Annotated in this window: 12 protein-coding genes and 1 pseudogene; 3 read left to right on the top strand and 10 right to left on the bottom strand. The window is 65.0% G+C overall.

What is annotated here, in order from left to right; genetic code table 11:
• Positions 1 to 67 precede the first annotated feature (67 nt).
• From paaE to paaA, 5 genes are read right to left on the bottom strand one after another with little or no spacing between them, the layout of a single operon-like run.
• Positions 68 to 1144: a 1,2-phenylacetyl-CoA epoxidase subunit PaaE gene (gene paaE / locus ACFJI2_RS23005; protein WP_377702071.1), complete on the bottom strand. Its 1077-nt coding sequence runs from the start codon at positions 1142 to 1144 to the stop codon at positions 68 to 70.
• 4 nt (positions 1145 to 1148) lie between these two features.
• Entirely contained in the window at positions 1149 to 1712 is a 564-nt protein-coding gene (paaD, locus tag ACFJI2_RS23010; RefSeq protein ID WP_377702072.1) for a 1,2-phenylacetyl-CoA epoxidase subunit PaaD, read from the bottom strand.
• Positions 1713 to 2465 (bottom strand): 1,2-phenylacetyl-CoA epoxidase subunit PaaC, encoded by a 753-nt coding sequence (paaC, locus tag ACFJI2_RS23015; protein WP_377702073.1) that lies wholly within the window; start codon positions 2463 to 2465, stop codon positions 1713 to 1715. It lies immediately after the preceding gene.
• Between the two features lie 10 nt (positions 2466 to 2475).
• On the bottom strand, positions 2476 to 2760 hold the full coding sequence (paaB, locus tag ACFJI2_RS23020; protein ID WP_056402283.1) for a 1,2-phenylacetyl-CoA epoxidase subunit PaaB: 285 nt from the start codon (positions 2758 to 2760) through the stop codon (positions 2476 to 2478).
• Between the two features lie 11 nt (positions 2761 to 2771).
• Positions 2772 to 3761 (bottom strand): 1,2-phenylacetyl-CoA epoxidase subunit PaaA, encoded by a 990-nt coding sequence (gene paaA / locus ACFJI2_RS23025; RefSeq protein WP_377702074.1) that lies wholly within the window; start codon positions 3759 to 3761, stop codon positions 2772 to 2774.
• Positions 3762 to 3962: 201 nt separating this feature from the next.
• Between paaA and paaX the strand changes: the two genes are divergently transcribed.
• Entirely contained in the window at positions 3963 to 4889 is a 927-nt protein-coding gene (gene paaX / locus ACFJI2_RS23030) for a phenylacetic acid degradation operon negative regulatory protein PaaX (protein WP_377705888.1), read from the top strand.
• Positions 4890 to 4946: 57 nt separating this feature from the next.
• On the opposite strand, the pseudogene ACFJI2_RS23035 reads toward paaX, so the two are convergent.
• The 5 genes and pseudogenes from ACFJI2_RS23035 to ACFJI2_RS23055 all read right to left on the bottom strand — a co-directional run bounded on the left by ACFJI2_RS23035 (position 4947) and on the right by ACFJI2_RS23055 (position 8941).
• Positions 4947 to 5891 (bottom strand): annotated as a pseudogene (locus tag ACFJI2_RS23035) (glycosyltransferase family 2 protein).
• Positions 5870 to 6334, bottom strand: coding sequence for a cache domain-containing protein (locus ACFJI2_RS23040; RefSeq protein WP_377702075.1), 465 nt, complete (start codon positions 6332 to 6334; stop codon positions 5870 to 5872). Before ACFJI2_RS23040 ends, ACFJI2_RS23035 begins: the two are co-directional and overlap by 22 nt.
• 225 nt (positions 6335 to 6559) lie before the next feature.
• On the bottom strand, positions 6560 to 6817 hold the full coding sequence (locus ACFJI2_RS23045) for a hypothetical protein (protein ID WP_107874180.1): 258 nt from the start codon (positions 6815 to 6817) through the stop codon (positions 6560 to 6562).
• Between the two features lie 122 nt (positions 6818 to 6939).
• Positions 6940 to 7818 carry a hypothetical protein gene (locus tag ACFJI2_RS23050; RefSeq protein WP_377702076.1) on the bottom strand — a complete coding sequence of 293 codons (879 nt, stop codon included), beginning with the start codon at positions 7816 to 7818 and terminating at the stop codon, positions 6940 to 6942.
• 34 nt (positions 7819 to 7852) lie between these two features.
• Positions 7853 to 8941 carry a TRAP transporter substrate-binding protein gene (locus tag ACFJI2_RS23055; RefSeq protein ID WP_107874174.1) on the bottom strand — a complete coding sequence of 363 codons (1089 nt, stop codon included), beginning with the start codon at positions 8939 to 8941 and terminating at the stop codon, positions 7853 to 7855.
• A 140-nt stretch (positions 8942 to 9081) separates the two neighbouring features.
• Here ACFJI2_RS23055 and ACFJI2_RS23060 point away from each other — a divergent pair, with 140 nt between their 5' ends.
• On the top strand, positions 9082 to 10215 hold the full coding sequence (locus ACFJI2_RS23060; protein WP_107874171.1) for a M14-type cytosolic carboxypeptidase: 1134 nt from the start codon (positions 9082 to 9084) through the stop codon (positions 10213 to 10215).
• 155 nt (positions 10216 to 10370) lie between these two features.
• Complete coding sequence (locus tag ACFJI2_RS23065) at positions 10371 to 12554, top strand: TonB-dependent receptor plug domain-containing protein (RefSeq protein ID WP_377702077.1); 2184 nt, start codon at positions 10371 to 10373, stop codon at positions 12552 to 12554.
• Positions 12555 to 12590: the final 36 nt, after the last annotated feature.

Below are 12590 nucleotides of genomic sequence, written 5' to 3' on the forward strand. Positions count from 1 at the left end.
GTTTCAGTGTTTCGTATAGGGTATGCCCGTAGGGCGGGTTAGCGCGCAGCGCGTAACCCGCCGGCGTTCATTCGGCCTGGTCGAAGTCGACCACGACCTTGTCCGTCACCGGGAAACTCTGGCAGCTCAGCACGAAGCCGCGTGCGATCTCGTAGTCTTCCAGCGCGTAGTTCACGTCCATGTCCACTTTCCCGTCCAGCACCTTGCAGCGGCAGGTGGAGCACACGCCGCCCTTGCAGGAGTAGCGCATGTCGATGCCGGCGCGCAGGCCCGCGTCCAGGATGGACTCCTTGTCGCGGTCCATAGTGAACATGGTGTGGTTGCCGTCCATGACCACGGTCACTTCGGTCAGCCCGGCGCCCACGTCGGACTGCGCGCGCGGCTTGTGCTGGTGTTTCGGTATGCTGGCGGCGAACAGCTCGATCTTGATGTTCGCCTTCGGCATGCCCGCTTCCTGCAGCGCGGCCGAGACGCCGTGCATCATGTCTTCCGGGCCGCAGATGAAGGCGGTGTCGTAGTCTTCCACGCGCACCCAGTGCTGCAGGAACTGCTGCGCCTTTTCCTTCGTGATGCGGCCGTTGAACAGCTCGATGTCCTGCTGCTCGCGGCTCATCACGTAGGCGATGTTCAGGCGGTCGGTATAGATGTCCTTCAGGTCGGCCAGCTCGTTCTTGAAGATCACCGACGACGAAGCGCGGTTGCCGTAGAACAGCGTGAAACGGCTGTTCGGCTCCGTCAGCAGCGTGGTCTTGATAATCGACAGGATGGGCGTGATGCCGCTGCCGGCCGCGAAGGCCATGTAGTTCTTGCGGTTGGCCGCGTCCAGCGGCACGTTGAAGTGGCCCATCGGCGGCATCACTTCGATCACGGTGCCGGGCTTGAGCGTATCGTTGGCCCAGGTGGAGAACATGCCGCCGGGCGTGCGCTTGATGGCCACGCGCAGCGCGCCGTCCTGCACGGCCGAGCAGATCGAGTACGAACGGCGCACGTCTTCGCTGTTGATGCGGGTGCGCAGCGTGAGGTGCTGGCCTTGCTGGTATTTGAAACTCTCTTCCAGTTCGGGCGGCACGGCGAAGGTGACGGCGATGCAGTCGCGCGTTTCGTTGTTCACCTTGGCGACGGACAGCGGATAGAATTTGCTCATAATTTTAGTGGCACTTGAAGTAGTCGAACGGTTCGCGGCAGTCGAGGCACTTGTACAGCGCCTTGCATGGCGTGGAGCCGAACTGGCTGGTGTTTTCGGTATGGCTGGAGCCGCAGTGCGGGCACACCACCTTGGGCGCTGCAATGGCGCCCCGGCGCACGCCGGCCGCCAGGTCCGCATTGCCGGATGCGCCCCGTCGCAGGCCGCTGATGTCGATCACCTGCTGCGCGGGCGGGGCGATGCCGTAGCCTTTCAGCTTGGCCTTGCCTGCCTCGCTCATCCAGTCGGTGGTCCAGGCGGGCGACAACTGCGTACGCAACTCCACCTGTTCGATGCCGCGCTCGCGCAGCGCACCGGTGACCGCGTCCGCGATCACTTGCATGGCCGGGCAGCCCGAATAGGTGGGCGTGATGGTGACGGTGCAGCCACCGTCGGCCGCCACGGCCACGTCGCGCACGATGCCCAGGTCCACCACGGAGATCACCGGGATCTCCGGGTCGGCCACCTCGGCGAGCCAGGCCCAGACTTGCTCAGCGCTGATTGCAGCGGTGGCGGTGGCGGCCTTCATTTACCACTCCGAGCCGGGATAGGCGCGCTGCAGGAACTGCATCTCGGCCAGCAGATAGCCCAGGTGCTCGCTGTGCGTGCCCTGCTTGCCGCCCTTTTGCATCCAGGCGTCCGGCGACGGCATCGCCAGCGTGGCTTCGCCGAAGATGTCGCTCACGTGCGCCAGCCATTGCGCGCGCAGCGGCTCGGAAGCCGGCGCCACGCCCGCGGCCACCATGGCGTCGTCGATGGCGTCGTACTTGAAGAACTCGCCCGTGTACATCCACAGTTCGTCGGCCGCCGTTTGCGTCTTGGCGTGGCTCGCTTCGGTGCCGTCGCCCAGGCGCACGATCAGGTCGCCGCTGCGGCGCAGGTGATAGGTCACTTCCTTCAGCGACTTCTCGGCGATCTCGCGGATGCGTTCGTCGCCGGACTTGGTCAGCGCGCCGATGAAGAAGTAATGCCAGGTGTCGAAATAGAACTGGCGCATCATGGTGTCGGCGTAGTTGCCGTTCTTCTGCTCCACCAGCAGGCAGTTCTTGAAGTCGTGCGCGTCGCGGTGGTAGGCCAGCTTGTCTTCGTCGCGGCCTGCGCCTTCCAGTTCGCCGGCGTAGCTGTACCACATGCGGGTCTGGCCCAGCAGGTCCAGCGCCACATTGGTCAGCGCCATGTCTTCTTCCAGCGCTGGGCCTTTGCCGCACAGCTCGGACAGGCGCTGGCTCAGGATCAGCGCGTTGTCGCCCTGGCGCAGCAGGTAGCTAACTTTATCGTCCATGGCGCCCGCCTTACAGGTTCTTCACTTCTTCCGGCATCGGGAAGAAGGTGGGGTGGCGATAGACCTTGCTGTTGGACGGCTCGAACAGCGCGTCCTTGTCGGCCGGGCTGCTGGCGACGATGTCAGTGGCTTTCACCACCCAGATGCTCACGCCTTCATTGCGGCGGGTGTACACGTCGCGCGCGTTGTTGACCGCCATGGCGGCGTCGGACGCGTGCAGGCTGCCCACATGCTTGTGCGCCAGGCCGTGCTGGCTGCGGATGAAAACTTCCCACAATGGCCATTCTTTGCTCATCTTATGTCTCCTCAGGCCGCAGCCTTCTCCTCTTTGTGTTTGTCGGCGTAAGCCACCAGCGCGTCGCGGAACCACTCGCCGTCCTCGTAGGCCTTGACGCGGGTGCGCAGGCGCTCGCGGTTGCACGGGCCGTTGCCCTTCAGGACAGCCTGGAATTCGCTCCAGTCGATGTCGCCGAATTCATAGTGGCCGGTCTCGGCGTTGAATTTCAGGTCGGGGTCGGGGATGGTCAGGCCCAGGTATTCGGCCTGCGGCACGGTCTGGTCCACCATGCGCTGGCGCAGCTCGTCGTTCGAGAACAGCTTGATGCGCCACTGCGCGGACTGCGCGCTGTTGACCGATTCGGCGTCGGACGGACCGAACATCATCAGCGACGGCCACCACCAGCGGTTCAGCGCATCCTGCGCCATGGCTTTCTGCTCGGGCGTGCCCTTGGCCAGCGACATCATGATGTCGTAGCCCTGGCGTGCGTGGAAGGACTCTTCCTTGCACACGCGGATCATGGCGCGCGAATACGGGCCGTAGGAGCAGCGGCACAGCGGAATCTGGTTGATGATGGCCGAGCCGTCCACCAGCCAGCCGATGGCGCCCATGTCGGCCCAGCTCAGCGTGGGGTAGTTGAAGATGCTCGAATACTTGGCCTTGCCGCTGTGCAGGGCGGCCAGCAGCTCGTCGCGCGACACGCCCAGCGTTTCGGCGGCGCTGTACAGGTACAGGCCGTGGCCGGCTTCGTCCTGGATCTTGGCCAGCAGGATGGATTTGCGTTTCAGCGTGGGGGCGCGCGTCACCCAGTTGCCTTCGGGCAGCTGGCCAACGATTTCGGAGTGGGCGTGCTGGGAGATCTGGCGGATCAGCGTCTTGCGGTAGGCGTCCGGCATCCAGTCCTTCGCCTCGATCTTCACGCCGGCGTCGATACGGGCCTGGAACGCGCGCTCCTCGGCGCTCATGTCCTCGTTCGTCTGAACTTTCTTCAGGCCGGTTTCAACCATCTGTGCGTACATGTTCTGTCTCCTCGTTCAAGGTGTGAAATCATAATACGATACAAAAATTCGTTTGCATACTGTTTTTTTGACTCAAATTAAAAAACTGTATCCCTTTGAGGCGGATTGGTGCCAGAATGTCCAGGTGGCAGAAAAATAATGCTGCGCCGAAGCCACAGCAAAGTAAACTCCCGGCTTGAGAGAAAACCACCCGTGCGCAAGATGAAGACCCTGAACAGCAACGAATGGATAGCCCACTTCCTGGCCAGCGACCCGCCGCGCTCGAAGTCGCTGGTGATGACCATCTTCGGCGACGCCATCGTGCCGCACGGCGGCGTGGTGTGGCTGGGCAGCCTGATCGAGCTGCTGGCGCCGTTCGGCGTGAATGACCGCCTGCTGCGCACCTCGGTGTTCCGGCTGGCGCAGGAGGGCTGGCTGGCGTCGCAGCGCGACGGGCGGCGCTCGTCCTACTCCATCGCGCCCGAGTCGCAGGCCCGCTTCGCGCGCGCCCAGCGCCGCATCTATGCGCCGCTGCATGTGCACTGGGACGGCAACTGGACCCTGGTCATGAGCGGCAACAGCCTGGGCGCGGCCGAACGCACGCTGCTGCGCAAGGAGCTGGTATGGGAGGGTTATGGGCTGGTGTCGGCCGGCGTGTTCGGCCATCCGGCCGGCAACCCGGAGACGCTGGACGAACTGCTGGCGCGCACCGGCACGCGCGACAAGCTGTTCATCTGCCACGCCGGCGAGATGCCGGGCGCGCGCAACGGCCGTCCGCTGCGCGAGATGATCGATGAAGGCTGGGACCTGAGCGGCGTGGCCGGCGGCTACCGGCAGTTCATCGGGCAGTTCGAGCCGCTGCTGGCCCTGCTGCGCGGCGGCCACCAGCCCGAGCCGGAACAAGCCTTCGTGATCCGCTCGCTGCTGACCCACGCCTACCGCCGCGTGCAGCTGCACGATCCGCAACTGCCGGTGGAACTGCTGCCCGAACCGTGGCCGGGCGCCGCCGCCTACGAGCTGGCGCGCGAGCTGTACCGCATGGTGGCCGGCGCGGCCGAGCAGCACATCCTGGCCGTGCTGCGGCGCGAGGATGAAGCCACGGCCGAAGCGGGCGGCGACTTCTACCAGCGTTTCGGCGGGCTGCAATAGCGCCCGGCGCGGCTCAGCGCAGCAGCCGGGCTGCCAGGCGGCCCGGCAAGGCCTGGCTCACGATGCGTTTCGGCTGAATACCGGCACCGCCGTGTAGGCGAAGCGTTTTTGCTCTATGCGGGCCTTGGTCACGGCGTCGAATATCAGGCCGCACACCAGCAGGATGATCCCCAGCAGCATGAGGGATGCGCACAGCACGGCGGTCGGCAAACGGGGCACCAGGCCGGTCTGCCAATAGGTCGCCAGCAGCGGCATGGCCAAGCTGGCCGACAGTAGCGTACAGAGCAGGAAGCCGATACCGAAGAACGCCAGCGGCCGCTCCGACTTGAACAGGCGCAGTATGGTCATCAGGATGCGCGCGCCGTCGCGGTAGGTGTTGAGCTTGCCGAACGAGCCTTCCGGGCGCGACTTGTAGACCGTCTCGACCTCGGCCACCGGCAGCCGCAGTTCGAGCGCGTGCACGGTCAGTTCGGTTTCAATTTCAAACCCGGCGAAATGCGCGGCAAACGACTTGACGTAGCGGCGCGAGAACACGCGGTAGCCGGACAGGATGTCGTTGAAGGTGCGGCCGAATACGACGGACAGTCAGCCCGTGAGCAGGCGGTTGCCGAAGCGGTGGCCGAAGCGGTAGGCGCTCTGCTCCTCCGTGACGCGGCTGCCCACCAGCATGTCCAGCCCCTCGTCGAGCAGCCGGCCGACCAGCACCGGCGCCACCGAGGCGTCGTAGGTATCGTCGCCGTCCACCATCACGTAGGCGTCGGCCTCCACGTCGGCGAACATGCGGCGCACTACGCTGCCTTTGCCCTGCGCCGGCACATGCCGCACGATGGCGCCGGCCTCGCGGGCGATGCGCACGGTATCGTCGGTGGAGTTGTTGTCGAACACATAAATCAGCGCCGACGGCAGGTAGCGCTTGAAGTCGCGGATGATGGCGGCGATGGTCGTGGCTTCGTTGTATTGGCGGGCTGAGCCAGGCTTGATCAGCCTTTGTAGATGCCGCAAATGATGACCAGGTCGCCGGCCTTTTCCACGTAGGTGGATTTCTTCTCGATAGCCTTGCTGACCGGGTTGGGCCACTTGTAGTCCACCCAGCCGTTGCCCTTGGTGGCGGCCACGTCGAGGAAGGCCTTGATGAAGTGCTTGTCGTCCACGTCCTTCAGGTCGATCATGGATTTGCCGATCAGCTTGGCGTTGCCGCCGTGGGCCAGCGTGACGCCTTTCTGGTCCAGCACGGCGATGTAGAGGTCGCGGTCCTTGAACTGGCCGTTGGGGTTGCTGATCTCGGCAAAGGCCTTGTCCCTGCCGTTGGCGGCGATGTAGGCCGCCGCCTTCTTCACCATCGCCACCGCCTCATCCGCCGTGCCGACATTGGCGGCAGCCGAAGCGCCGTGCATGAATGAACAAGCCAGCAAGGCCGCCAACGCTACCCGAAACAATTGCTTCATCCGTGTCCCCTTATCGATATGGAAAGCGCCGCACTGCCCGGCAAGCGGCCAAGGCAGTGTAGCGCACATTTCCCCTGACCGAAGCAGTTGTCAGCGCGACGCAACAAGCGGAAACGCCGCAGGGTCCCGGACGGAATCCATTCTGGTTTCCTCGCGCGAAAAGAAGAAGAAACGATAGGCGCCCTGGCGAAAGACAGCCGGCGCCATTATTTTACTGCGCGCGCGTCAGCCCTCCTGGCCCACCTGCTTGGCCGCGCCGAGCAGTTCTTCGCTCATTTGTTCGAGCAGGCGCGCCTGATGGGCCATGGCGTCCAGCATGGCGACCGAGAAGGCGAACTCGGCGGGCGTGGTGTAGCCGGGGAAGCGGATGATGCGCAGCAGCTCCTTGAGGCTGGTGCCCTGGCCCAGATGCGCCAGCGCGTCGCTGAGGGCGGTGATTTTCTTTTCCAGCACCTCGATGTGTTCAGGTCCGCAATGTTCCATGATGGTCTCCTGGTTGCGCGGCGCCGCCGCACGATGCGGAGGGCCGCAAGCCAACATAGCAAACAGCGGCTCAGGACACGTTGATATGGCTCAGCGAATGCGCATGTTGGCGGCGGCGCGCTTCAGTAGAAACGTATGCCCGGCCTCAGCAGCAACTGGAACAGCAGCAACAAGGCCAACACCGCGGCAAGCGGCCAGGCAATGGATTCCGGCCCGGACGCCGGTCCGGGCGCATCGACGCTTCCCTGGCGCGCGCGCCAGGCGCCGGCCTGTACCCAGAGCAGGCCAACCACGGTGACCGCCACCGGCACCATCACCACTTCCGTCCACTCGCGCGGAATGCGGAACAGGAAAATGACAGGCAGCGCGACCAAGGCCGGCAGCGTTGCGGCCTCGAATACGAACAGGTGGCGTCCGCCGGCAGTGGCGATCAGAGGGGTGTCGCCAGCCTGCGCCAGCAGCAGGCGCGCGAGCCGGGCCGCGATCAGCGGGATGGCGGCCAGAGCGAGCAGCGCCAGCACCACCTTGGCAGGGAGCGCCAGGCCCAGGTATGACATCGCCATGCCCAGGTCGCTCTGGGTGCTGACCGCGCCGATGGCCACCTGCGGCAACGCCATGAACATGCCGCTGTAAGCCATCCAGAACAGGAACAGGCGCGCCGCCGCGAACGTCGCCAGCGCGCCCGTTCCCTGGAACAGGCTCGCCAGCGGGTGGTGGCCGTGCCAGGTGTGATTGTTGTGAAACAGGGTTGGACGCAAGCCCGGCGTGAGCGCCTTGGGCAGTACCAGGAAGAGTTCCTGGATGAAGAAGGTCAGGTTAAAGGCCAGCACGTATAGCAGCGCCGACATCGCGGTCAGCTTCCAGCGCCACCGCCGCCTGACTCCCGCGCCTTGGGCGGGCAGCGTGTACCGGGCACGCAGCCACCCAGCGAGCGCCAGCGCCGCCGGCCCGGCGACCACGGCCAGCAGCGCCGCGATGCCGATAAGCTGCGCCGCGCTCACGACGGCTGCCGCAGCGCCGCGCCGGATACCATCGCTACCTGCGGCCCGCGTTAATCAGATAGTTCTGCATGGTGGCTTCGGCCACCGAGGCCCACTGGTTCTGGTCCTGGCGGAACTTCTTCCACGGCTCGTAGATCTTCTTGAACTTGGCGTTCTTCGCCGCTTCCTCCTCCATCACGGCGGTCGACAGCTTGTACGACGCGTCCATGATCTCTTTCGAGAAGGTGTGCAGCTTGGCGCCGTTCTTCAGCAGGCGCGCCAGCGCGGGCGGGTTCTTGGTGTCGTACTCGGCCTGCATGATCACGTGGCACTCATAGCTGGCGCATTCCACCGCCGCCTGGTATTCCTTGGGCAGCTTTTCCCATTCCTTGATGTTGATATAAAACGACAGTTGCGGTCCGGCTTCCCACCAGCCCGGCGCGTAGTAGTGCGGCGCCACGCGCTGCAGGCCCAGCTTCTCGTCGTCGTACGGTCCCACCCACTCGGCCGCGTCGATGGTGCCCTTTTCCAGCGAACCGTACACGTCGCTGGCCGGAATCTGCTGCGGCACCGCGCCCATGCGCTCCATGACGCGGCCGGCGAACCCGGCGATGCGGATCTTCAAGCCCTTCATGTCGGCCACGGTCTTCACTTCCTTGCGGTACCAGCCGCCCATCTGCGTGCCCGTGTTGCCGGCCATGAAGTTGATGATGCCGTAGCCCTTGTAGAACTCGCGCATCAGCTCGCGGCCGCCGCCCTGGTCGTACCAGGCGGTCTGCTGGCGCGAGGTCAGGCCGAACGGCACGGCGCAGTCGAAGCAGAAGGCCGGGTCCTTGCCGAAGTAGTAGTAGGACGGCGTGTGCCCCATCTCCACCGTGCCGGCCTGCACCGCGTCCATCACCTGCAGGCCGGGCACGATCTCGCCGGCCGCGTGCTGGCGGATGGTGAATTTGCCGCCGGTCAGCTCGGCCACGCGCTTGCAGAAGTGCTCGGCCGACGCGTAGATGGTGTCCAGCGTTTTCGGGAAGCTGGACGCCAGCCGCCAGGTGATGGCGGGCTGCGCCTGGGCCAGCGCCGGGGCCACGGCCAGCGCGCCGGCGCCAGCGCCCAGGGTGGCATTTTTCAGGAAGGAACGACGCTGCATAAGTTCAGTCTCCGGTGTTGTTTTCATGAGGAATCCCGGCCTAGTGTATGACCGAATTAGCAAGCTTGCAATCCCAAGCTTGTCCATAAAACTAGTATCATGTCGCACACCCGATACTTTTACCCATCAGGACAGACGCAATGCCTATCAAAATCAGCCACCAATTCGATGCTGGCGCCATCGACGTTCTGCGCGCGGACGACCCTTCCGCGATCGACCTGAACATCCGCAAGGACTCCGCTGCCGACATCATCCAGTGGTTCTACTTCCGCGTGCAGGGCGCCAAGGCGACCCCGCTGACGATGAACTTCCTGAACGCCGGCCAGGCCGCCTATCCGGACGGCTGGAAAGACTACCAGGCCGCCGCCAGCTATGACCGCGAAACCTGGTTCCGCGTGCCCACCTCGTACGACGGCAAGACCATGACCATCGAGCATACGCCCGAGTACGACAGCGTCTACTACGCCTACTTCGAGCCCTACTCGTGGGAACGCCACCTGGCCCTGCTGGACAACGCCCAGCTCAACGACTACGTGCGCATGGAAGACCTGGGCAGCACCCTGGACGGCCACGACATGAATCTGCTGGTGATCGGCGAGCCGGAAGAAGGCAAGCCCAAGGTGTGGGTCATCGCGCGCCAGCACCCGGGCGAAACCATGGCTGAATGGTTCGTGGAAGGCATGGTCGACGCGCTGCTGGACGTGGCCAACCCGTTCGGCCGCCAGCTGCTGCAGGAAGCCGTGTTCTACGTGGTGCCGAACATGAACCCGGACGGCTCGGTGCGCGGCAACCTGCGCACCAACGCGGCCGGCGCCAACCTGAACCGCGAGTGGCTGAACCCGACCATGGAGCGCAGCCCGGAAGTGTTCCTGGTGCTGAACAAGATGAAGGAAGTCGGCTGCGACCTGTTCCTCGACATCCACGGCGACGAAGGCCTGCCCTACGTGTTCACCGCCGGCAGCGAAGCGCTGGAAAGCTGGAGCAAGGACGACGCGGCGCGCCAGCAGCGCTTCGTGGACGACTTCAAGATCGCCAGCCCGGACTTCCAGGACGAATTCGGCTACGGCGAAAGCCCGCTGACGCCGGAAACCCTGACCATGGGTTCGCCGCACATCAGCCACGCCTTCGGCTGCCTGTCGCTGACGCTGGAAATGCCGTTCAAGGACAACGCCAACGACCCCGACCCGGTCACCGGCTGGGACGGCGCCCGCAGCGCCCGCCTGGGCGCAGCCATCCTGCAGCCGGTGCTGCTGTCGCTGCGGGCCAACGCTTAAGCCCGGTTTAAGCGAAAAATCCGCAGCCGCGCCACGGCGTGATTGAAAATAGGCAACATTCCTATTACCATGCTAGCGAAGTGGAATAAAGCCCGCCTTGAGCGGGCTTTTTCTTGTGCGATTTTTCCCCAAATATCACCCTACCGGCAACCACCATGACCCGCCCGTCCCCTACCCTATTGCGCCTGCTGGCCGCCGCCCCCATCCTGCTCGGCCCGGCCCACGCCTACGCGGCAGACGAACCCGTCAAGCCCGCCAAAGAACCCATCCAGAAGGTGGAAATCAAAGGCGCGGCCGAGACCTATGACGCGCGCCGCAACGACACCGCCACCAAGATCGTGGTGACGCAGGAAGAAATCCTGAAAAACGGCGACACCACCATCGGCGAGGTGCTCAAGCGCCTGCCGGGCATCACCGTGGGCGGCGTGCAGGGACGCGGCGGCGACATCCGCATGCGCGGCCTGGGCAGCGGCTATACCCAGATCATGCTCAACGGCGAGCCGGCGCCGCCCGGCTTCTCGCTCGATTCGCTGTCGCCGGACATGATCGAACGCATCGAGGTGATGCGCGCGGCCACGGCCGAATTCAGCACCCAGGCCATTGCCGGCGGCATCAACATCGTGCTGAAAAAAGCCATTGTCACCGCGCAGCGCGAAGTGAAGGTCGGCCTGCAGGACGACAATGGCAAGCTGGGCACCAACACCAATTTCCAGGTGTCGGACCGCAAGGGCGCGGTGTCCTACGCGGTGGGCGGCGGCGTCACTTATGGCAAGTTCAACCGTCCGGCTGAGATCGTCACCAGCGGCTACACCCCGGCCGGCGTGCAAAACCTGTCGCGCCGCACCGAGCAGACCAGCCGCGGCTCCTTCGAGGCGCTGAACCTGTCGCCGCGCATCAACATCAACCTCGGCCCGAACGACATCGTCACCTCGCAAAGCTTCGTCAACGTGAACCGCTTCCGCGGCGACACGGACGAGCGCGTGAACACGCTGCAGGGCAGCCTGCCGCGCTACAGCGCCACCAGCGTGGACATCGACTCCAGCGTGGCCCTGCTGCGCACCGACCTGACCTGGACCCGCAAGCTGGCCGGCGGCGCCAAGCTGGAAGTGAAAGGCGGCGCCAACTACAACAAGCGCTCCACCGAGGCGCCGTCGCAGCAGTACTACGCCAACAACGTGCTGGCCCTGGACCGCATGATCACGTCCGACTCCACCGACAAGGGCTTCACCACCACCGGCAAATACTCCACGCCGCTGTTCGAAGGCCACGCGCTGGCCACCGGCTGGGACGCCGGCTACAGCAAGCGCGACGAAGACCGCATCCAGCGAGAGAGCAGCACCGTGGGCGCCCCGGCCGCCAACCTGGACCAGGTCTACAACGCCGACGTGCAGCGCCTGGCCCTGTACGCGCAGGACGAATGGACCATCACGGACCGCTGGTCGGTGTACTTCGGCCTGCGCTGGGAAGGCATCGAGACCACCAGCGAAGGCAACGACTACGCGCCGGTGAGCAACAAGTCCAGCGTGTGGAGCCCGCTGTTCCAGACCCTGTGGAAGCTCCCCGGCAGCAAGGCCGACCAGGTGCGCCTGGGCGTGTCCCGCACCTACAAGGCGCCCGGCGTGAACAGCCTGATCCCGCGCCGCTTCGCCTCCAACAACAACACCGCCACCAGCCCGGACCAGACCGGCAACCCGCTGCTCAAGCCCGAGCTGGCCTGGGGCCTGGACCTGGCGTTCGAGCACTACCTGCCCGGCGGCGGCCTGATGACGGCCAGCACCTTCGTGCGCCGCATCAAGGACATCACGCGCCAGCAGGTGGCGCTGATCGACGGCCTGTACGTGTCGCGCCCGGTGAACGCCGGCACCGCCAACACGCGCGGCATCGAACTGGAGGCCAAGCTGCCGCTGCGCTCCATGTACCCGAAAGCGCCGGCGATTGAAATGCGCGCCAACCTGTCGCGCAACTGGTCGGACCTGGACTCCGTGCCCGTCCCGAACAACCGCCTGGACCAGCAGACCCCGGTCAGCGGCACGGTCGGCGCCGACTGGAAACTGGACACCCTGCCGCTGACGCTGGGCGGCAGCTTCAGCTTCCAGAGCGGCGGCCCGGTGCGCATTTCCGAGAAGCAGTACGCGTATTCGATACCGAAGCGCTCGCTGGACCTGTACGGGCTGTGGAAGTTCACCCCGAAGACCCAGCTGCGCGTGGCCGTGGCCAACGCCCTGCACCAGGACAACTACACCGAATCGACCTTCGTCGAAGCCACCGGCGCCCTGCGCGACGGCACCATCACCCCCACCACCGCCGTGGTGCGTGCGCTGCTGGAAATGAAATTCTGATCCAGCACAAAGCCGCCGCAAGTTCCCCCTTGCGGC

The sequence above is a fragment of the Pseudoduganella sp. UC29_71 genome (genome assembly GCF_042693265.1).
In the GTDB taxonomy this organism is placed as follows: Bacteria; Pseudomonadota; Gammaproteobacteria; order Burkholderiales; family Burkholderiaceae_D; genus Rugamonas.

What these genes read in the sequence shown, in the direction of transcription:
- paaC (WP_377702073.1), bottom strand. Translation starts at nt 2,465, where the DNA reads ATGGACGATAAAGTTAGCTACCTGCTGCGCCAGGGCGACAACGCGCTG.
- paaB (WP_056402283.1), bottom strand. Translation starts at nt 2,760, where the DNA reads ATGAGCAAAGAATGGCCATTGTGGGAAGTTTTCATCCGCAGCCAGCAC.
- paaD (WP_377702072.1), bottom strand. Translation starts at nt 1,712, where the DNA reads ATGAAGGCCGCCACCGCCACCGCTGCAATCAGCGCTGAGCAAGTCTGG.
- ACFJI2_RS23045 (WP_107874180.1), bottom strand. Translation starts at nt 6,817, where the DNA reads ATGGAACATTGCGGACCTGAACACATCGAGGTGCTGGAAAAGAAAATC.
- ACFJI2_RS23040 (WP_377702075.1), bottom strand. Translation starts at nt 6,334, where the DNA reads ATGAAGCAATTGTTTCGGGTAGCGTTGGCGGCCTTGCTGGCTTGTTCA.
- paaX (WP_377705888.1), top strand. Translation starts at nt 3,963, where the DNA reads ATGAAGACCCTGAACAGCAACGAATGGATAGCCCACTTCCTGGCCAGC.
- paaA (WP_377702074.1), bottom strand. Translation starts at nt 3,761, where the DNA reads ATGTACGCACAGATGGTTGAAACCGGCCTGAAGAAAGTTCAGACGAAC.
- ACFJI2_RS23065 (WP_377702077.1), top strand. Translation starts at nt 10,371, where the DNA reads ATGACCCGCCCGTCCCCTACCCTATTGCGCCTGCTGGCCGCCGCCCCC.
- ACFJI2_RS23055 (WP_107874174.1), bottom strand. Translation starts at nt 8,941, where the DNA reads ATGCAGCGTCGTTCCTTCCTGAAAAATGCCACCCTGGGCGCTGGCGCC.
- paaE (WP_377702071.1), bottom strand. Translation starts at nt 1,144, where the DNA reads ATGAGCAAATTCTATCCGCTGTCCGTCGCCAAGGTGAACAACGAAACG.
- ACFJI2_RS23060 (WP_107874171.1), top strand. Translation starts at nt 9,082, where the DNA reads ATGCCTATCAAAATCAGCCACCAATTCGATGCTGGCGCCATCGACGTT.